Genomic DNA, 19,631 nt, shown 5'->3' with positions numbered 1-19,631 from the left:
CCAACGTACGCTGCCCGTGATGTTCCGACAGGCCGCTTCCGTTGCGTCGAGGAGGCAGGATGTTGCGTCTGGACGAGATCGACCGGCGGATCGTTGCGTCGCTGGCCGCCGACGCGCGCACCAGCTACCGCACGATCGGTGCCGAGGTCGGGCTGTCGGCTTCCGCGGTCAAACGCCGCGTCGACCGCCTCCTCGCCGAGGGGGTCATCGAACGGTTCACCACCGTCCTCGATCCCCGCGCCCTCGGGTGGACCGTCGAGGTGTTCGTCGAGATGTTCTGCCAGGGGCGGACCCCGCCGGGAGTGATCGGCACCGCGCTGGCCAAGTACCCCGAGGTCGTGGGTGCCTACACGATCACCGGTGACCCGGACGCGATGGTGCACGTGCGCGCCAGCGACACCGCCCACCTCGAGGCGACGCTCGAACGCATCCGCAGCGAGCCGTTCGTCATCCGGACCCGGTCGGTGATGGTGCTCTCCCGCCTCCTCGAGCGGCAGGTCCCCCTCGACCTCGACCTCGGGTGACCACGTCAGCTGGTGAGGTGTCGTGTCCTCTCCGTTGTAGCCTCGGGTCGCGCTCACGGCGTGCTCGGATCGGGAGGTCGTTGCGGGATCGGCTGACGCAGGCGCTGCCCGCAGCGGCACTGGCGTGGGCCGCGGTGCTCCTGCCCGGGTCCGCGGCGTTCGGGCACCCGTCGGGGGTCGTCCCTCAGGCCCGGCTCGATGCCGAGGGGCGACAGGTCTCCGTGGAGTGGTGGGCTGCCCCTGATGACGTCGCCGACCTCGGGGTGGGGCTCGGCTTCCTGGGCGACGGGGCGCCACCGGCCCTCCGAGGAGAGACCGACGATCTCCCCTCCGCGGAGGAGGTGACCCGGTTCGCCCGATCGACCGAACTCGAGACGTACCTGCTCGACAACGTGCAGGTGAGCCAGGACGGGCACCCGTGCGATGCGCGGGTCACGGTGGCAGACGACGTCCTCGTCGAGAGCGTCCGATACTCGTTCCGGTGCCCGCAGACGGTGGAGCAGGTCGCGGTGCGTATCACCCTGCTGCACGACCGGGACGAGCTCTACCGGACCTACAGCATCGACGGGACCATCTGGAGCCCGGTGCACACGGTGCACCAGCCCGAGCACGTCTGGGATGCCACGCTCGTGGGCGCCGACGCCGGGGCGGGCTGGCGGCACCTGCGCTGGGCGGGGGTCGGGCTCGTGTTGGCGACGTGTGGCGCGGTGCTGTGGTGGATGCGTCCCGGTGACCGGCGGTCGGGGGGTGACCGATGGAGTGGCTGATGCCGCGACCCGGGTCGCCGGAGGGACCGCTCGATCCCCTGCTGGTGCGGCTGATCGACGATCCCGGGACCGCCGGGGCGATCGGCCTCATCGGACTGGTCATCGCGGTCGGGGTCGGGGCGGTCCACGCCCTCGGGCCGGGGCACGGTAAGGCCCTGATCGGGGCGTACCTCGCCGGCTCGCGGGGTCGTGCGCGCGACGCGGTGGCCCTGGGCGTCCTGGTGGCAGGGATGCACACCGGGTCGGTCATGGTGGTGGCCTCGGTGGTACGTACCGCGCAACAGGCGGTCGACAGCCAGCGGCTGGAGCACGCGATCAGCGTGGTGGTCGCCCTCGGCGTCGTCGTCCTCGGGCTGTGGATGCTCGGGAACCGTGTCCGCACGATCCGCCACCGACGTCGTGGGGCGTCGACACCTGCGGACACCGGGCGAGACGCCACGTCGTCGACCACGCACGGGCACCACCACCACGACCTGCCGGATGGGGTCGCGCCGCTGTCTCGTTCCGGGATCCTGGCCCTCGCCGGCGCCGGTGGTCTGGTGCCGAGCCCGGTCGCGTTGCTGGTCCTGCTCACCGCCCTCGCGACGGGACGGGGGGCCTACGGGTTCGCGCTGCTCCTCGCCTTCAGCGCCGGCCTCGCCCTCACGCTCACGGCCGTGGGGCTCCTCGTCCTGTGGGGGCGGACCAGCCTCGCACGACGCGCTGACCGTCGTGAGGTCTCGCGCGTGCTCGCGGTGCTCCCGCTCGCCAGCGCCGTCGCGGTCGTCGCAGGAGGCGTGCTCCTGACCTGGAGCGCCGTCTCCGCCCTCTGACCGGCCGCCGCCGACCGACCGATGGGGCGGGCGCATCAGCGACGGGACATCAGCACCAGCGCGATCGTGTTGGTGACCGCCGCGACCCCGACCGCCGCTGCCACGCCGGCCCACTCGGCGACCACGCCGCCGACCACCGCCCCGACCGGCGTCGCCACGAGCGAGACGGCGGCCATGGAAGCCGTCACCCGGCCGAGCAGAGCATCGGGGACCAGACGCTGGCGCAGGGTCCGCGCCGCGACGTTGATGACCATCGAGGCGGCACCGAGCACGCACGCCAGCGCGCCGACCACCACCGCGTGGCGGCTGAAGGCGACGGCCGCGTAGCACGCCGCTGCCAGCCCGAAGCCGACCCGGATCGCCGCGCGGGAGCCGACCCGGGTGAGGAACCGCTCCGCGAGGGCGCCGCCGAGGAGGCCGCCCACGGCGACAGCGGCGAGCAGCACCCCGTAGGCCGAAGCCGGCAGGTCGAGGCGGACGACCACGAACACCACGAACACGGCGGCGAAGGCGGTGTTGCCGAGGTTCGACAGGGCGTTCGCGGCGGCGAGCCGGCCGAGGACGGGGTCGGCGAGGAGGTGGGACAGGCCCTCCCGGACCTCGCTGGCGACCTGCGCGACCGGTCCGCGGTCTCCGGTGCCACCGGCGGTGTCCCTCGGGCGGGGGGTCGGCCGCAGGCGGGAGGCCGCGACGGCCGCCACGAGGTAGAGCGCGGCGGCCGGCCCGAGCAGGGCGGCTGCGCCGATCGCCGCGAGGACGGCGCCGATGGGCGCCCCGACGGCCTGGTTGCCGACGACCTGGGTCACCATCAGCCGGGCGTTGGCGCCCTCGAGCCGATCGTCCGGCACCAGGCCCGGCACCGCCGTCTGCGCGGTCGTGTCGACGAGCACTTCGGTGCTGGAGGCGACGACGGCGGCGAGATAGACCAACGCGAGCCGGACGTCGACGAGCACCGCGATGGCCAGCAGCCCCACGAGGGACGCCGCGCGGACCGCGTTGCCCGCCACCAGGACGCGGCGGCCGTCGGCGCGGTCCGCCAGGGCGCCGGCGGGCAGCGCCGAGAGGACCATCGGCAGCATCAGCGCGACGGTGACCCCGGCGATGGCCGCCGGGGAGTCGGTCACAGTGGTCGCCAGGACCGGCAGACCGGCGAGCAGGACGCCGTCGCCGAGGTTGGCCGCACCCGTGCTGCTCCACAGCCGCCCGAACCCGGTGCCGCGCAGCGTGCTGCCGGCGGGGCCGTCGCCCGTCTCCGCCTGGTGCCTCGTTCGGGGTGCGGTCGTGCTCCTGGTGGCCACCGCGGCCTCCCTCGCCTACCGTGCGGACCGCAGAGGTTCCTCTGCGGTCCGGTGACCGTACGACCGCAGCGGTCTCTTTGCAAATGTTCCTCTGCGGTTCGATCGATCCGAGGTGGGCGGCGTGGCCGAGTCGAAGCACAGCGGTCGGGTTCTCGACGCGGGGGCGCTCAAGGCGCTGGCGCACCCGCTGCGGTTCCGGCTGCTCGAGCTGCTCGTCGAGCACAGCCCGGCGACCGCGTCGGGTCTCGGTCGGATCCTCGGCGAGAACAGCGGCTCGACGAGCTACCACCTGCGGCAACTCGAGCGGCACGGCCTGATCGAGGAGGCCACGGAGGTCGGCACCGCCCGTGACCGGTACTGGCGCGCGGTCGAGGGCGGCTGGACGCTGGCGGGCTTCGAGCTCCTGCGACGTGAGGACACCCGTGAAGCCGCGTCCGTGCTGCTCGACGAGGTCGTACGCGCCCGGCTCGAGCGGATCGAGCGGTGGCACCAGGAAGGGCACCGGTGGGGTGAGGCGTGGGTCGACGCCAGCATCGAGATGACCAGCCGCATGCGCCTCGACCGGGCCCAGCTCGCCGCGATGACCGATGAGCTGGTCGCGGTGGTCGACCGCTACCGCGCGGCCCAGCGCGCCGACGATGCGCCGAACTCCGCGTTCGTGGCGGTCCACGTCGAGGCGTTCCCGGCCGAGGAACCTCCGGTCGGACCGGACGACGACGGTCGCTGACGCACGAAGCCGCGGGCCCGGTTGGCCTCAGGCGACGCCCGGCTGCTGCTCGGACGGCAGGATGCGTTCGAGCAACTCGGTCGGCACGAGGCCGGCCGGGCCGAAGCGGCGTAGCGTCTCGATGAACGTGGGGTCGGTCGCGGCCAAGCTGCCGAGCGTCTCGCGGGCCTCGTCCTCCCGTCCGGCCAGCCCGAGCACGACCGCACGCCACATCTGCAGGTCCGGGTCGTCCTCGGTGACCGCCAGGCGGTTCTGGTCGAGCAGCTCCGCGGCGCCGCTGGCGTCCCCGTCGAGCGCCTGCTCGAAGGCCTCGACGACGCGGTGGTAGCGGATCGAGCGGTCCACCAGCTCGCCGAGGTGGGTCAGCGGATCGGGATCGTCGTCGACGCGCAGGTTGTAGAGCTGGTCGCGCCAGGGGCGCCCCGTCCGCTCGTGGCGGACCACCAGCACCGCCGCGGACCGGTGCCCACGGATGTCCCCACCCGCATCCTCGCCAGCTCGCAACGCACCGAGCAGCCGGAAGGTCAGCGGCCCCTCGATGGCCTCGAACCGTTCGACCATCGCGTGCCACACGTCGGGGCCGGCCACCATGTTGGCGAGCGCAGCGCAACCATCACCGACCAGGTGACCGGCCGAGGCGACGCAGTCCCCACCGGTGTAGACCGCGAGCTCACCGGAGGTGTCGACCATCGCGACCTGGCGGCGCTCGGGTCGCTCGTCGATGGTGCGCAACGCCTGGAGCACCTCGGTCGCCGTCAAGCCGTTCCGCAGCAGATCGAGCCCGAGCTCGCCGTACATCGGCTCGCCCATCGACTGGGTGGCGATGACGCCGTACCCGGGCACGGCCCACGGCACCGATGCGCCGACCGCGAGGGCCTGTGTCTGCGTCGCGACCCCCATCAGACCGGTGGCGGGGTCGCGCGCGACGATCGAGAACGTCACGGGGTGGAGCGGAAGCTGCCACCCTCGGGATCGGGGCGTGTCGGGTTCGCGCCAGGCCACGCTTCCTCGTCGGCCGGGCTGGCCTGCAGCTCGAGCTCGTCGGCGTGTCGCTTCGCCGCCACCTCGTCGTCGAACTGGGCGGCGGGCTTGTCGCCGTCCGCCGTGTCGAGCACGTACCAGGTGGTCGTGCCGTCGAGGTTGTCACGTCGGTCCACTCGGAAGCGCGTCACGGGGCGTCCTGTCCTCGGCTGGAGAACGAGCCTGACACGACCCCGGTGGCCGTGGGCTCACCTTGCACCGACGGACGGGCAGGGCCCGCTGTCGGATCAGAGACCTTCGAACGGATCGTGGATGCATGGGGTCCCTTCCCCCCACGGTGGCCAGGCCTGCACGAGGTGGGACCGACCGGCGTCACGGATCCAATCCGCGTCGTCGTTGTCCGTCCAGGGCGGGGCCCACTGGGTGCGGTGCTGCCGGAACGCGTCACGCACGGTCAGGGCGACCGCGCGCTGGTCGATGGTGCAGGCGATGAGCTCGTCGGGCACGCCGCGTGGCTCGTACACGCGTGTCGGATCGAACGGTGTGTGCCCCTGCGCGACGCGGAGCTCGTTGACACGATCGAGCGCGGACCGTGGGAAGGCGCCGTGGAACAGCCGGCGGAAGCCCGGACCCGGGGTGTCCCGGAGGGCGTGGAACGCGTCGGTGGTCGCGGCACCGATCGCGATGTGATCGGGGTGGCCGCTGATGCCATCGGGGCCGAAGGTCAGCACCACGTCCGGTCGTTCCTCGGCGAGGATCCGGCCGACGGACCCCGCGAGCTCACCCACGGGGACCCGATCGAGCGCACCGTCGTCGTAGCCGAGCCACTCGTGCCGGTCCGGGGGGCGGACGAGCTCCCAGGCTCGCCGTGTCTCGTCACGGCGGACGTGTCCGAGCGTCTCCGGCGTCGCACCGCTTCCGGGCGCGATCTGCCCGGCCGCACCGTCGGTGGCGTGGATCAGCACGAACCGGAGCTCGGGGTCGTCGCGGTGCAGTGCCACCAGCCCGACGGCACCCATCACGTCGTCGTCGGGGTGCGCGGCCACGAACGCGAGCACACGAGCGGGACGGGTCATCACGGCGGGCCCGATCGACGGCTCCTGATGCGAAGCCTGCCGCCCCGGCGAGGCGCTGTCGAGCGGTCACCTCACCCGCCGTCGTCCTCGCCGTCGTCCTCGCCGTCGTCCTCGTCGTCGTCCTGCCAGGCTTCCTGCTCGTCGAGGTCGAACGGGCCCTGCCCGAGCCGTTCGGCGTGGGCGTGGGCCGCCTCCTCGTCGCGGAACTCGGCCACGGGCCGGCCGCGGTCCTGCTCGTCGTGGATCTTCCACAGCGGCCGCCCGCGCCGGTCGGTGTGCCGTTCGACCCGCCAGCGTGCGGTCACGTCCCGCTCCCTGTCGCCACCTGCGACCGGTCCGGTCACATGGGGGTCGGGGTACCCCCGGCACCCGCCCCGCCGCTACCGCCGGACGTGCCGCGGTGGAGGTTGGCGAACTTGGTGAGGTGGTTGAGGAAGGCGAGCTTGACCACCCCGGTGGCGCCGTTGCGGTGCTTGGAGATGATCAGTTCGGCGATGCCCTTGTCGGGGCTGTCCTCGTCGTAGACCTCGTCGCGGTAGATGAACGCCACGATGTCCGCGTCCTGCTCGATCGAACCCGACTCGCGCAGGTCCGACATCAGCGGCCGCTTGTCGGTGCGGGACTCGGGCTGACGCGACAGCTGCGACAGCGCGATGACCGGAACGTCGAGCTCCTTGGCCAGCATCTTCATGCCACGGGAGATCTCGGCGACCTCGTTCTGGCGGTTGTCGGAACGTCCCGTGGAGGTCATCAGCTGCAGGTAGTCGACGATGACGAGATCGAGGCCGTGCTTCTGCTTGAGCCGGCGGCACTTGGCGCGGATCTCCATCAACGTGAGGTCCGGCGTGTCGTCGATGAACAGCGGCGCGTCCGAGAGCTTGCCGAGCGCGTCGCCGAGCTTGCGCCAGTCGAGGTCATCGAGCCGGCCGGTCTTGAGCTTGTTGGAATCGATCCGGGCCTCGGCCGACAGCATGCGGTTGACGACCTCGAGCTTGCTCATCTCCAGGGTGAACAGGATCGCCGGCTTCTTCAGGTCCACCGTCACGTACTGAGCAAGGTTGAGTGAGAGGCTCGATTTTCCCATCGCCGGGCGTGCGGCCAGGATGATCAGGTTCTGGGGCTGCAGGCCGCTGGTGAGGCGGTCGAGGTCGTCGAACCCGGTGGCGAGGCCGGTGACCTCCGAGCCCTGTTCGGCGAGCTTCTCGATGGCCGCGAACGAGTCGTTGAGCAGGTCGCGGAGCTGGGTGTACTCGCTGGTGTTACCGACCTGGGCGACCTCGTAGATCAGGCTCTCGGCCTTGTCGACGACCTGCTCGGCTTCCTCGCTGGCCTCGTACCCCATCCGGGTCACGGCCGTGCCGGCATCGATGAGCCGCCGCAACAGCGCCTTCTGCTGCACGATCCGGGCGTAGAACGCCGCGTTGGCGGCCGTCGGAGTGGCCACGGTCAGGTCGTGCAGCGCCGCGGGACCGCCGACCTCGTCGAGGCGGTCGTTGCGGGCGAGCCAGTCGGTCAACGTGACCGTGTCGATCGGCTCGCCGCTCTCGAGCAGCGCGCTGACCCCCTCGAAGACCACCCGGTGGGCGCCCCGGTAGAAGTCGTCGGGGCTGAGCACCTCGGCCGCCTCGTTGGCGGCCGCTCGGGACAGCAGCGAGGCACCGAGGACCGACACCTCGGCCTCCAACGAGTGCGGCGGGACGCGGTCGTAGCCGCGTCCCGCCGTCCCGTTCCCGCTCGGCCCGCGGCGTGCGATGGGCGGACCGTCCCCCGGACCGCCGTCGCTCATCGGAGCTTCCGGTGGTGGTGGGTACGACCCGCTCACTGCGCTCTCCCCGGGCCCGACCCCGGACCGTCACCGGCGCGGTGACGGTCCGAGAGGGCCGTGCATCGTGTGGCTCAGTTCTCGTCGGTGGTGTCGGTCTCGACCGGCTCGGCCGGCGCGACCTCGTCGGCGTCGACCGGCTGGTCGACGTCCGTCAGCACCTCGGTCGCGGCTCCCTGGGCGGCCGCCGCAGCGTCACCCGCGGGATCCTCGACGTCCTCGCCCTCGAGCTCGGCCGCGGCCTCGAGGGCCTCGGCGACGAGCGCGTCCGTCGACTCGGCTTCCTCGCCGGGCAGCGGGGCGTGCTCGGGAGCGGCCTGGCCGGGAACGACCTTGCCCTCCTCGTCCACGACCTCGACGATCACCGTGGCGATCACCTGGGGGTGCACCCGGACGGGGACCTCGTACTCCCCGATGGTCTTGATGGAGCCGCGCAGGTCGATGCGCTTGCGCTCGAGGTCGTGGCCGCGCTCCCTGAGCACGCGCTGGACGTCGACCGCGGTCACCGAGCCGTACAGGTGGCCGCGCTCATCGACACGCACCGGGATCCGCAGGCTGCGCGACTCAAGGGTCTCGCGGGCGGCCTCGGCCGCGCCGAGCGTCTTGGACTCGGCGACCTTGCGCGACCGGGTCAGGGCCTCGGCTTCCTTCATCGCACCCTTGGTCGCGATGATCGCGAGACCACGGGGGATCAGGTAGTTGCGGCCGTACCCGTCGGCGACGTCGACGACGTCGCCAGCGAGCCCGAGGTTGTCGACTTCATCCTTCAGGATGATCTTCATCGATCAGCTCCTCAGCGGTTCGCGTACGGGATCAGCGCCATCTCGCGGGCGTTCTTGATCGCCGCCGCGAGCTGCTTCTGGCACTTGGCGCAGACGCTGGAGGTCCTGCGGGCCTTGATCTTCGCGCGCTCGTTGAGGAACGGCTTGAGCAGGCTCAGGTCCTTGTAGTCCACGTACTCGATGCCCTGGGCACAGATGGGACAGGGCTTCGGCTTACGCGGCTTCTTGTCCTTGTCCTTGCTGGTACTGCGGGGGTTCGCCACGGCGTGCTCCTAGCGCGGCTCGAGGTCGCAGGCACGTGCCTGCGACCGAAGATGGTCTCGATCAGAACGGGACGTCGTCGTCCGAGGGCGGCGGGGGGGCGAAGTCGCTCGATCCACCCTGGTTGCCGCCGGACGAACCGCCACTCGTGCGGCTGACGCTGGTACGGGCCCAGCGCAGCGACGGGGCGATCTCGTCGGCCTCGATCTCGGTGACCCACACCGTCTGGTTCTGCTGGTTCTCGTAGCTGCGCACCCGCAGCCGCCCGATCACGATGACCCGGTCCCCCTTGTGCAGGGACTCGGCCGCGTTCTCGGCGAGATCACGCCAGCAGTTGACGTTGAGGTAGGTCGTCTCCTCCTGCTGCTGCCCGTCCTTGCCCGTCCAGCGACGGTTCGAGGCGACACGCAGGGTGGCGACGGCAGCGCCGCCTCCGGTGAAGCGAAGATCGGGGTCGTCCGTGAGGTTCCCCACGAACGTGACGAAGTTGGACTCGTAGGCCACGTCAGCTCCTGACGGCGTCGTCACCCCACGCAGGTCGCGCGAGGTGGGTCCAGGCATCACGCGGGTGCGCGCGCCGGTGTGGGTGGACGCGGATCAGGCGACCTTGCGGACCCGGATGCCCGGGCGCACGGTCTTGAAGCGGACGATGTCGTCGGAGATCTTGAGCTGACGCTCGAGCTCTCGGACAGCCTCGTCGGTCGCCTCGAGGTCGAGGACGCCGTAGTAGCCGAAGTCGCGCTTGTCGATCTCGTACGCGAACTTGCGACGGCCCCACCAGGCCTCGTCGAGGAGCGTCCCGCCCTGGGCGGCGAGGATCTCCTTGGCGCGCGCGAACGCGGCTTCGGCAGCTTCCTCGTCGATCTGGTCGGTGACGATGATCATCATCTCGTAGCGGCGCATGGCACCTCCTGTGGTCGCGCCGCCCGCACCACGTCGGTGCGGTCGGTGCCGGGTCGGAGCGGGCTCCGAGTGACCGGCTGGCCCCCTCGGGTCGTATCCGTCACGCACGCGTGGACGGCTGACCTGCGGGGGAGGGGTGCGGCCTGCGGTGCCGGGGTCCGGAACGAACCTCGCGGTCCGGGCGTGACGCCCGATCCGTGGAGCACACACGAGTGCGTGCGCCACGCGCAGGACCGCGGGACCGTACCAGACTCACCGGGCTCGGTCACAGGCCGTGCCCTGATGCGTTGAGCTTGCGGTGCGTCCTTCCCACACCTGCACCGTAGAGGTGGCCGGCGACACCGCCGGGGGAAGGTGCGCTGCGCCTGTGGATGGCGGTTCGAAGCGCTCGTGCGCTGAACGATCGGTCGACCGCGTCAGTCGAACCGTTCGGCCACCACGTCGACGAGGCGCCTGACGGTCGCAACGGGAGCCCCGCCGGTGCGCTCGATGAGCGCACCGGCCCCGAGGAGCACCACACCACCGGCCGTCAGCCACGCCCAGGTCGGCACGGCGGCGACGACCGCGAGGGTCTCGATCAGCACGACCGCGACGACCGCGACGACCCCGACCACCAGCGGGCCGCCGTGGCGGCCGGCACCCCCGCCGACGACGGCGGCGAGCGCGAGCGTCCCGGCGAGGGCGGCGTGCCAGCCGCCGCCACCCGCCAGACGCTCGAGCAGCGCGGGGACGACCACCAGCAGGAGCGGCGGCACGTCGGCGACCCAGGAGGAGACCCGACCTGCGCGGCGCGCCGTCCGTCCGATGAGCCACAGGTGGAGGGCCGGCGGGACCATCCACGCGTCGACGGCGGTCACGTCACCGAGGCTCAGCACCTGCCACACCCCGAGGGTCGTGACCACGCCGCCGACGTGGGCGACCGGCACCTGACGGGTCATGAGCCCGGCGGCGACCACCGTGACACCGACGGCCACGGTGCCCCACGCGAAGGCCGTGGGGGTCAGGCTGAGCAGGAGGACGGCGGGGACGGCGGCCGTGCCGGAGGTGACGACCCCCGCCCGACGTAGGCGCGGACGGACGACCGCTGCCAGGGCGGCGGCGACCGCCACGCCGAGGAGCACCGCGCCGGTCGTCGGCCGGGAACCGCTCAGTCCGTACGCCGCGCCGGCAACGGCACGCACGGCGACCGGGCCGGCGGCGATCAGCAGCCACGGCCGCTGGCAGCGCACCGACTCCGCGATCAGGACGATCGCGACCAGGGTGGCGGCGGGGGCCGCGGCGACGGCCGCGTCGAGGCCGACCACCGCGTTCGGACCGGCGATCAGGACGGTTGCGGCGGCCAGGGCCCGCAACGCGTCCGCGCCGACCGGCACACGGTCGACGATGGCCGCGCACGCCAGCGCGAGCGCGGGCACCGCCAGGACCCAGGCGGCGAACCCGACACCGGCATCCAGGGCACCGCCCGCGACGAGGATCGACACGACCGCCACCGGGAGCAGGGCCGCGGCGGCACCCGGTCCCTCGCCGACCTCGGTGTGGCGGACGACGCGCACGGCCACCAGCAGTGCGATGGCGGCCGCCACGAGGGCGAGCAGGATCTCGGCGACGCCCGGGAGGAGCCGGTCGGGGACGGTGGCCGCGCTCCACGTGCCGATCAGCAGCACGCCCGAGAGGGTCACCATGGCCGCGCTGATCGCCGCCCCCCGCTCGGCGCCTCCACGCAGGCACGTCCCGACGGCGATGGCGACGAGCAGGAGCGGCAGCCCGCTGCCGGAGGTCGGGACCAGGAAGGTGAGGGCGGCAGCTGCCGTGGCCACCGCGACCGCTGCAGCGGCCACCCCGACGGCACCGAGGCGTCCACGGCGGACCGCGGCGATCACCCACGCCACCGCGGTGATGCTCGCGACCGCCGCCATGGCCGGGTCGGCCACGACCTCGGTGGGCGCCCGGAAGCCGGACAGCTCGGCGCCGGAACGCAGCGAGGTGGCCACGACCAACAGCGTGCTCGGGACCGCGAGCGCCGCGACGATCTCGGCCGCGGCGCCGACCCGGGCCAGCGGCGCGCGGAGGGTGGCATCGCGTCGCCCGGCCACGACGGCGGCCTCGACCGCGAGGAAGAGCAGCGGCCAGGGCAGCAGACGGGCGAGCCTCGGCGCGTCTCCTGGCAGCAGCAGGGTCACCGCGACCAGCGCGACCAGGACGGGGACCGCCCCGGCCCAGCGCGCCGACCGACGCAGGGCCGCGGTGGCCACGAGCGCCACGACGGCGACGACGCCCGCCACGGCCGGCTGCAACCAGGTGGAGGGGACCCACCCTGCGGCAGCGTCGACCAGCACGGACGACCCACCGCTCGCGACCGCGACGGCGGAGCCGGCGGCGACCAGCAGCGGTCCGACGACGGCCGCGATCGCCAGGATCGGTGCCGCCAGTCCGAGCAGGAGGTTCGGGTCACCTGCCTCGTCGCCTCGCGTGCGGACCACACCCAGCGCCACCAGCGCCGCGGCGGCGGTGAGCAGCGGCGCCGGTCCGACCCCGGCCAACCCGAGCCCGGTGGCCAGCACCGGTACACCTGCGAGCGCCGTCGCAGCCAGCACGCGCGACCGGCCGACGTGGGCGGCGACGGGCAGCGTCAGCACCGCCGTCGCGCCGACGGCGATCCAGGTCCCCGCACGACTCACCTCGAGTTGGAGGGCGAGGCCGAGGGCGTCGAGGGGCAGCAACAACGCGCCGAGGTGGAAGACCACGGCACCGACGGCGGGCAGGGTCCGTCGCAGCCGCGCGCCCCCGACGATCGCCCCGGCGGTGGCCGCACCGACCGTGGCGACCCGGGCGGTCAGGCCGAGCGCGTCCCAGTTGACGGCGAGGAACGTCGCCGCCGCGGCCAGGAGCAGCAGCGCCCCCGTGGCGGACACGACGGTGGCCGCCGTGAGGCGCGCCGGCCCGTCACCGCGGACGGCACGCTCCGGGGGTCGCGGCGGCCCGACCGGCGGCCCGACCGGCGGCCCGACCGGCGGCCCGACCGGCGTTCGAGGTCCGTCGAGACGGGTGTCGGCGGCCGGAGGTGGTGGCGCAGCGTCGAGCAGGTCGGCGGGGTTCGGCGGCGGTGGCGACGGGTGATCGACGGGCGGGACCACGGCGGGCTCCTCTGAACGGCTCCCCACGATCGTCCCACCCGGTGTGCCACGCCGACCACGGGGCCAGCCCCTATGCCACCCCAGGGGGTCCTGGGACGGCTGGTGGACGCTACTCGATGCCGTGCTCGAGGGCGTACCGAACCAGCTCCTGGCGACGCTCGAGGTGGAGCTTGTCGAGGATGTTGCGCACGTGGTTCTCGACCGTCTTGGCCGCGATGTGCAGCTGGGCCCCGACCTCCTTGTACGGGTAGCCCCGTGCGACCAGCGACAGCACCTCACGCTCGCGATCGGTCAGCGGATCGGCCCCGGTGGCCCGCTTGGCCATACGGCGGAACTCCCCGAGGACCAGCATCGCCAGGTGCGGGCTGAAGACCGGCTCGCCGGCCGCCGCTCGCGCCAGGGCCTGCCGGAGCTCGTCACCCGGGGTCGACTTGGTCAGGTAGCCGCACGCACCCGCGGCGACCGCGTCGAGCAGATCGCGTTCCTGCTCGGAGACCGTGAGGATGACGATGCGGGTCACCTCGCCGCAGGCCTTGACCACCGCGATACCACCACCGCCCGGCATCTGCAGGTCGCAGACCACCAGGTCCGGCGTGGTGCGGCCGATGACCTCGATCGCCTCGACGGCGTCCGATGCCTCGCCGACGACCTCGAAGCCGGACCCGAGGTCGGCCCGGATGCCGTCGCGCCAGATGGGGTGATCGTCGGCCAGCACGACCCGGATCGGCGGTCGTCGCGAGGCGGCCTTCCTCGGCGCGTCCACAACGTCCTCCTCGTGGCGAGGTGCGGCGGTCTCCCGGAGCAGGGCACCGCCGCGAGGGTAGGCGTCAGGCCGGGAGGCGCAGCCGAACCTCGCAGCCGTGACCGGGGCGGCTGACCCACTCCACGGCGCCGCCGAGCTCCTCGAGCCGGCCGCGGATCGAGCGCGCGCGTCCGATGCCCTCCGGCGTGCTGTCCGGGTCGAAACCGGCGCCGTCGTCGAGGATCGAGACGATCAGCCCGTCGTCGACGGGCTCGGCCGAGACCACCACCCGCGATGCCTCCGCGTGCTTGCCGGCGTTGGTGAGTGCCTCGCCGGTGGCGCTGGCGATGGCCTCCACGGCGGCGCTGCTGAGGGCGGGCAGGTCGTCGGGGACCAGCACGTCGACCCGCGTCGTGAAGGCGACCTCGAAGCGCCCCGCGACCTCGCGGAGCGCGTCGCCGAGGGCCCCGGCTCCGACGACCCGATCGTCACCGGTGGCCAGGAGGTAACCGCGCAGCTCTCGTTCCTGGTCCCGGGCGAGGCGGGCGAGGGCCGGATCGTCGGCGCGCCGCTCGACCAGCGCGAGGGTCTGCAGCACCCCGTCGTGCAGGCGCCGTGCCACGTCCTCACGCGCACGCGCCTCGGCGACGCGCCGTTCGGCCGCGGTGATCCGCTGCTCGGCCGCCCTGATGAGGCGCATCGCGTAGCCCGCGGTCCCGCCGGCGAACGCGTACAGGACGGTGGTGGTGACCACCGACAGGGTCTGTTCGGGGTTCAACCCGAGGAGCAGCTCGAGCTCACCCGGGGCGAGGTCGGCGTTGGCCAGCACCGACGACACCCCCCGGGCCACACCGACGCCCACACCCGCCGCGATCCCGAGGAGCGGCCCGAAGGCCACACCCGCCGACAGGATGGCCGCGACCGGCCAGGCCACGCCGAGCGGCTGCTGGGTGGTGAACACGTGCGGGGCGCGGTAGACCAGCCCGTCGGCGACCTGGAGCGCGAGGGCCACGGCGACCTCCGCGCCGACGACCCTCGGCGCCAGCGCGCGGCGTGGGTCGGCGACCAGCTGCCGGGTCGACCAGACCGTGACCACGAGGGCCGCCGCGACCAGGACCACGGCGACGGCCGGGCGCTCCAGGGCCCCCCGGGCCAGGGCGAGCACTGTCGCCATCCACACCCAGGCCGCCCAGCGGAAGACCGCCAGCCCGCGCAGCACGCTCCGTTCCACGTGGAGCACGGTAGGCGGCACGGCGCCCGAGACGGCGCCACCGACGCGGGAGGTCGTCGGTGGCGCCGTTGGCCCGGAGCGTCAGCTCGAGGCTGCGGGTACGTCCTCCATCTCGAGCGCAGCCTGCGCGGCGGCCAGCCGTGCGATCGGGAGCCGTGCCGGCGAGCACGACACGTGGGTGAGCCCGATGCGGTGGGCGATGGCGATCGACGCGGGGTCACCGCCGTGCTCGCCGCAGATACCGGTGATCAGGTCGGGGTTGGTCGCGCGTCCGTCGGCGGCGGCGATCTCCACGAGGCGGGCCACCCCGGCCGCATCGAGGGTGCGGAACGGGTCGCTGGCGAGGGTGTGCTCGGCCAGCGCGACCGGGACGAAGCGGGCCTGGACGTCGTCGCGCGACAGCCCGAAGGTCAGCTGCGTCAGATCGTTGGTGCCGAACGAGAACGCGTCGACGAAGTTGGCCAGGAAGCCCCCGGTCAGTGCCGCCCGCGGCGTCTCGATCATGGTCGCGAGGCGGTAGACCGGCGCGGTGCCCGTGACCGCCTCCACCTCGTCGGCGACGCTGTGCACCAGCTCGACGAACCAGCGCAGCTCGCCGGAGGTGCTGACCAGCGGCACCATCACCTCCACCAGCGGCGGATCGCCGGCGGCGGTCAGCTCGGCCGACGCGCTGAGCAGGGCCCGGACCTGCGCCCGGTACAGCGCCGGCCGCATGATCCCGAGCCGGACGCCACGGATGCCGAGCATCGGGTCGTGTTCGGAGTGGGCCTCGACGGCTTCCAGCAGCCGCTGACGGTCGTCGTCCAGCTCACCCCGGGCGGCCGCGACGCGCAGCTCGGTGAGGTCGGGCAGGAACTCGTGCGCCGGCGGGTCGAGCAACCGGACGGTCACCGGGCGGCCCTGCGCGGCCGCGAGCAGCGCCACGAAGTCCTCGCGCTGCTGCGCCTCGAGCGCCGAGAGCGCGTCGGCCTCCGCCTCGTCGCTGTCGGCCAGCAGCGCCGCGCGGACCAGCGGGAGGCGTGCGCCGAGGAACTGGTGCTCGGTGCGGACCAGGCCGATGCCCTGCGCTCCCGCGGCCACCGCTCGGGCCACGTCCTCGGCGGTGTCGGCGTTGCCGTGGACGTGCAGGCGACGGACCAGGTCGGCCCAGCTGAGCAGACGTTCCAGACGCTCGTCCGGCTCGGGCTCGATCAGGGGCATCTCACCGACGACCACGAGGCCCGCCGAACCGTCGAGGGAGATGGTCTCGCCGACCCGGAGGACCGTGTCGCCGACGCGGATCTCGCCGGCCTCGACGTCGACCTCGAGGTCGCCGCAGCCGACGACGGCCGGGCGACCGAGGCCACGGGCGACCACGGCGGCGTGGCTGACCAGACCACCGCGTGAGGTCACCATGCCCTTCGAGGCGACCATGCCCTCGAGGTCGTCGGGCGAGGTCTCGGGACGCACGAGGATGACGTCCTCGCCGGCCTCGGTGCGTCGGACCGCCTCCGCGGCGGTGACGACGATCACGCCGCTGGCGGCCCCCGGGGACGCCGCGCCGCCGGAGGTCAGCGGGGTGTCGGGCTGCTCGGCGAACCGCGGGTGGAGCAGCTGTTCGAGCTGGTCGGGGGTCACGCGGGCGAGCGCCTGCTCCGGGCCGATCAGCGCCTCGTCCACCATGTCGACCGCGATCCGGACGGCAGCCGCGGCCGAGCGCTTGCCCACCCGGGTCTGCAGCATCCAGAGCTTGCCGTCCTCGATGGTGAACTCGATGTCGGCGAGCTCGGTGCTGTGGGCCTCGAGCTGGCGCATGTACCCGCGCAGCTCCTCGGCCTGCTGCGGGAAGGTGTCGTCGAGGCTGGCGAGCGGCTCAGGGCGCCGGGTGCCCGCCACCACGTCCTCTCCCTGGGCGTTCTGGAGCCAGTCGCCGTACGGCACCGGTTCGCCGGTCGCCGGGTCGCGGCTGAAGGCCACGCCGGTGGCCGACCGTTCGCCGAGGTTGCCGAACACCATGACCTGCACGTTGACGGCGGTCCCGAGGTCGTCGGGGATCCCCTCCATCGCGCGGTAGGCCTTCGCACGCGACCCGTTCCAGGAGCGGAACACCGCCTCGATGGCGAGACGGAGCTGCTCGTGCGGGTCGTCGGGGACCGGGGTGCCCAGCTCGGCGGTCAGGTCGAGGAAGCCACGGGCGAGCGCCTCCAGGTCCGGAGCGGGCAGCGAACGTTCGTCCGGGACGCCGGCCGCAGCGACGGCCGCGTGCAGCTGCTCGTCGTAGCGCTCCGCCGGGACGCCGAGCACGACGCGGCCGAACATCTCCACGAAGCGGCGCACCGCGTCCCACGCGAACCAGGGGTCGCCGGTCAGCGCGATCAGGCCGGGGACCGTGGCCGGCATCGCACCGAGGTCGAGGACGGTGTCCATCATCCCCGGCATGGAGAACTTCGCGCCCGAGCGGACCGACAGCAGCAGCGGTGCGTCGGTATCCCCGAGCCTGCGACCGCTGGCCTCCTCGAGGTCGGCCAGCGACGCGGCGACCTCGGCGGCCAGCTCGTCCGGCACGTCGCCCGCGGCGAGGTAGGCCCGGCACGCGTCGGTGGTCACGGTGAAGCCGGGCGGGACCGGCAGACCGAGGTAGGTCATCTCCGCCAGGTTGGCGCCCTTGCCGCCGAGCAGGTCGCGCTCGCTGGCGCGGCCCTCGCGGAAGGATCGGACGTAGCGGTGTGCGGTGGCAGGGGCGGTGGTTGCCGACACGGGGCGGTGCTCCTCGGAGGGGTTCGACCCTCAGTTCACCCGCTGTCACCGCCGCCGGGCAGGGCCGCAGGGCCCCCGAGGACGGGACCTCCCGCCGCCAGGGTCAGGACCCGGCGAGGCGGCATCAGCCCACGCGCCGTCCCCAGATCCAGCCACGGTGACTGCGATCGGGGTGGGTCTTCAGACGAAGCGGGCCAGGAACCGGCGCTTCTTGCCGACCTGGAGGACCACCGTCGTCGGTGAGGCGAGGTCGTCCGGTGTCAGGCGACGGTCGTGGTCCTCGACGCGCTCGCCGCTGATGCGGACCCCGCCCTGCTGGACGAGCCGTCGCGCCTCGCCGTTCGAGGACGCCGCGCCGGCGGCGACCAGGACCTCCAGCAGCCCGATGCCGCCGTCGTCGGTCAGGCGGCCCGCTGGCAGCTGCACGCTCGGTGCGCCCTCGAAGGCCTCCGCGAGGGTGTCGTCGTCGAGGCCCCGCAACGGGCCGCCGCCGAAGAGCGCTGCGGTGGCCGCCTCGGCCTGGGCGACCCCGTCGTCGCCGTGGACGACACGGGTGGCCTCGCGCGCCAGCACCTTGTGGGCGGCACGCGCGGCCGGATCGCGTTCGAGCTCAGCCGCGAGGTCGTCGATCTCCTCGAGCGGCAGGTAGGTGAACAGACGCAGGAACCGGGGGACGTCAGCGTCAGCTGCGTTCAACCACCACTGGAAGTAGGCGTACGGCGAGGTGAGGTCGGGGTCGAGCCACACCGCGTTGCCGGCCGACTTGCCGAACTTCTGCCCATCGGCGGTCAGGAGCAGCGGCCAGACGATGCCGTGCACCTCGGCACCGTGCAGACGTCGGGTGAGGTCGGTCCCGGCGGTGATGTTGCCCCACTGGTCGGAACCGCCTCCCTGCAGCCCGCAGCCGTACGTGACGTGGAGGTGGGCGAAGTCGTAGGCCTGCAGCAGCTGGTAGCTGAACTCGGCGAACGTCAACCCGCCGTGGCTCGACTCGAGCCGGCGGCGCACCGACTCACGGCCGAGCATCTGACTGACGGGGACGTGGACGCCGACCTCACGAAGCACCTCGAGGAAGGTCTTCGGACCGAACCAGTCGTGGTTGTCGACCAGCAGCCCCTTCGCCGGGTCGTCCTCATCGGCGGCGTTCAGATCGAGCACCGCGCCGAGCTGGGTACGGATCCCGGCGAGGTTGGACTCGAGGGTGGCCTCGTCGAGGACCTCGCGTTCCTTGTCGCGACCGGACGGATCACCGATGCGACCCGTCGCTCCGCCGGCGAGCGCGATGGGCCGGTGGCCGAGGCGCTGCAGCCAGCTCATCGCCATCATCCCGACGAGGTTGCCGGCGTGCAGCGAGGGAGCCGTCGGGTCGAAGCCGACGTAGTAGGTGACGGGCCCCTCGTCGAAGCGGCGGCGCAGGGCCGCCTCGTCGGTGACGTCCTGGACGAAGCCGCGGGCCCGCAGGACGTCGATGGGGTTCTGGTCAGCACTCATGGTGCGGACGGTAGCCGCCACGGCTTCCCCCCTCGGACCCGAGGAAGGTCAGCGCCAGCCGTCGGGGGCGTCCTCGACCTCGGGAGGCGGGACGAGGGCAGGGACCTGCTTGGCCGGCAACCAGTCGGGCATGCCGTCGGCCCACACGTAGGTGTCCGGCGTGACGGTGCCGTCGAGGACGAGATCGCGGATCGTGGCGAGGTCGACCGGGCCGTGCTGCTGGCGTCCGGCGAGGTGGTACCAGCGAGCGGGATCGGGCGACACGGAGACTCCTGCGGGGCCGCGGTACGGGCGGGCGGCGAGGCCAGGACCGTACCGGGCAGCCGACACGCCGACCCCCCGGC

Annotated in this window: 20 protein-coding genes; 4 read left to right on the top strand and 16 right to left on the bottom strand. The window is 73.2% G+C overall.

The window, feature by feature from the left end; translation table 11 throughout:
• The first annotated feature begins 59 nt into the window (after nt 1-59).
• From NITAL_RS04815 to NITAL_RS04805, 3 genes are all read left to right on the top strand, one after another.
• Entirely contained in the window at nt 60-524 is a 465-nt protein-coding gene (locus tag NITAL_RS04815; protein WP_211262201.1) for an Lrp/AsnC family transcriptional regulator, read from the top strand.
• Nucleotides 525-604: 80 nt separating this feature from the next.
• Entirely contained in the window at nt 605-1,291 is a 687-nt protein-coding gene (locus NITAL_RS04810) for a hypothetical protein (RefSeq protein WP_052665019.1), read from the top strand.
• Nucleotides 1,291-2,103: a HoxN/HupN/NixA family nickel/cobalt transporter gene (locus NITAL_RS04805; RefSeq protein WP_052665018.1), complete on the top strand. Its 813-nt coding sequence runs from the start codon at nt 1,291-1,293 to the stop codon at nt 2,101-2,103. The genes NITAL_RS04810 and NITAL_RS04805 overlap by 1 nt, the downstream gene beginning before the upstream one ends.
• Nucleotides 2,104-2,138: 35 nt before the next feature.
• Here the strand turns inward: NITAL_RS04805 and NITAL_RS04800 are convergent, their stop codons facing one another.
• Nucleotides 2,139-3,401: an MFS transporter gene (locus tag NITAL_RS04800; protein ID WP_052665017.1), complete on the bottom strand. Its 1,263-nt coding sequence runs from the start codon at nt 3,399-3,401 to the stop codon at nt 2,139-2,141.
• A 121-nt stretch (nt 3,402-3,522) separates the two neighbouring features.
• Here NITAL_RS04800 and NITAL_RS04795 point away from each other — a divergent pair, with 121 nt between their 5' ends.
• Nucleotides 3,523-4,128 (top strand): winged helix-turn-helix domain-containing protein, encoded by a 606-nt coding sequence (locus NITAL_RS04795; protein ID WP_052665016.1) that lies wholly within the window; start codon nt 3,523-3,525, stop codon nt 4,126-4,128.
• 27 nt (nt 4,129-4,155) lie between these two features.
• Here NITAL_RS04795 and NITAL_RS04790 read toward each other — a convergent pair whose 3' ends face one another.
• From NITAL_RS04790 to NITAL_RS04720, 15 genes are all read right to left on the bottom strand, one after another.
• Entirely contained in the window at nt 4,156-5,070 is a 915-nt protein-coding gene (locus NITAL_RS04790; protein ID WP_052665015.1) for a DUF1028 domain-containing protein, read from the bottom strand.
• Nucleotides 5,067-5,300: a hypothetical protein gene (locus tag NITAL_RS04785; protein WP_157041618.1), complete on the bottom strand. Its 234-nt coding sequence runs from the start codon at nt 5,298-5,300 to the stop codon at nt 5,067-5,069. Before NITAL_RS04785 ends, NITAL_RS04790 begins: the two co-directional genes overlap by 4 nt.
• Nucleotides 5,301-5,396: 96 nt before the next feature.
• Nucleotides 5,397-6,185 carry a PIG-L family deacetylase gene (locus tag NITAL_RS04780; RefSeq protein ID WP_083442090.1) on the bottom strand — a complete coding sequence of 263 codons (789 nt, stop codon included), beginning with the start codon at nt 6,183-6,185 and terminating at the stop codon, nt 5,397-5,399.
• Between the two features lie 71 nt (nt 6,186-6,256).
• Entirely contained in the window at nt 6,257-6,490 is a 234-nt protein-coding gene (locus NITAL_RS04775) for a hypothetical protein (RefSeq protein WP_157041617.1), read from the bottom strand.
• 35 nt (nt 6,491-6,525) lie between these two features.
• Nucleotides 6,526-7,971 (bottom strand): replicative DNA helicase, encoded by a 1,446-nt coding sequence (gene dnaB / locus NITAL_RS04770; protein WP_083441228.1) that lies wholly within the window; start codon nt 7,969-7,971, stop codon nt 6,526-6,528.
• Nucleotides 7,972-8,081: 110 nt separating this feature from the next.
• Nucleotides 8,082-8,789 carry a 50S ribosomal protein L9 gene (rplI, locus tag NITAL_RS04765; protein ID WP_052665011.1) on the bottom strand — a complete coding sequence of 236 codons (708 nt, stop codon included), beginning with the start codon at nt 8,787-8,789 and terminating at the stop codon, nt 8,082-8,084.
• Nucleotides 8,790-8,800: 11 nt separating this feature from the next.
• The gene (rpsR, locus tag NITAL_RS04760) at nt 8,801-9,052 is read right to left on the bottom strand and encodes a 30S ribosomal protein S18 (protein WP_052665010.1); all 252 of its coding nucleotides are present in this window, start codon (nt 9,050-9,052) and stop codon (nt 8,801-8,803) included.
• A 61-nt stretch (nt 9,053-9,113) separates the two neighbouring features.
• Nucleotides 9,114-9,554, bottom strand: a complete 441-nt coding sequence (locus NITAL_RS04755; RefSeq protein WP_211262200.1) for a single-stranded DNA-binding protein — start codon at nt 9,552-9,554, stop codon at nt 9,114-9,116.
• Between the two features lie 93 nt (nt 9,555-9,647).
• Nucleotides 9,648-9,953 (bottom strand): 30S ribosomal protein S6, encoded by a 306-nt coding sequence (rpsF, locus tag NITAL_RS04750; protein WP_052665009.1) that lies wholly within the window; start codon nt 9,951-9,953, stop codon nt 9,648-9,650.
• Nucleotides 9,954-10,369: 416 nt separating this feature from the next.
• Nucleotides 10,370-13,087, bottom strand: a complete 2,718-nt coding sequence (locus NITAL_RS04745) for a DUF2157 domain-containing protein (RefSeq protein ID WP_052665008.1) — start codon at nt 13,085-13,087, stop codon at nt 10,370-10,372.
• Nucleotides 13,088-13,196: 109 nt separating this feature from the next.
• On the bottom strand, nt 13,197-13,850 hold the full coding sequence (locus NITAL_RS04740; RefSeq protein ID WP_052665007.1) for a response regulator: 654 nt from the start codon (nt 13,848-13,850) through the stop codon (nt 13,197-13,199).
• Nucleotides 13,851-13,914: 64 nt separating this feature from the next.
• Nucleotides 13,915-15,060, bottom strand: coding sequence for a sensor histidine kinase (locus NITAL_RS04735; RefSeq protein WP_052665006.1), 1,146 nt, complete (start codon nt 15,058-15,060; stop codon nt 13,915-13,917).
• A gap of 81 nt (nt 15,061-15,141) precedes the next feature.
• The gene (ppdK, locus tag NITAL_RS04730) at nt 15,142-17,796 is read right to left on the bottom strand and encodes a pyruvate, phosphate dikinase (protein ID WP_052665005.1); all 2,655 of its coding nucleotides are present in this window, start codon (nt 17,794-17,796) and stop codon (nt 15,142-15,144) included.
• A gap of 180 nt (nt 17,797-17,976) precedes the next feature.
• Nucleotides 17,977-19,287, bottom strand: a complete 1,311-nt coding sequence (gene tyrS, locus NITAL_RS04725; RefSeq protein WP_157041615.1) for a tyrosine--tRNA ligase — start codon at nt 19,285-19,287, stop codon at nt 17,977-17,979.
• 48 nt (nt 19,288-19,335) lie between these two features.
• A complete protein-coding gene (locus NITAL_RS04720) occupies nt 19,336-19,551 on the bottom strand; it encodes a DUF4339 domain-containing protein (RefSeq protein WP_052665003.1) in 216 nt (71 codons plus the stop codon).
• Between the last annotated feature and the right edge of the window lie 80 nt (nt 19,552-19,631).

This window comes from Nitriliruptor alkaliphilus DSM 45188, from assembly GCF_000969705.1.
Classification (GTDB): domain Bacteria; phylum Actinomycetota; class Nitriliruptoria; order Nitriliruptorales; family Nitriliruptoraceae; genus Nitriliruptor; species Nitriliruptor alkaliphilus.
This window is presented reverse-complemented; position numbering and strand designations above follow the sequence as displayed.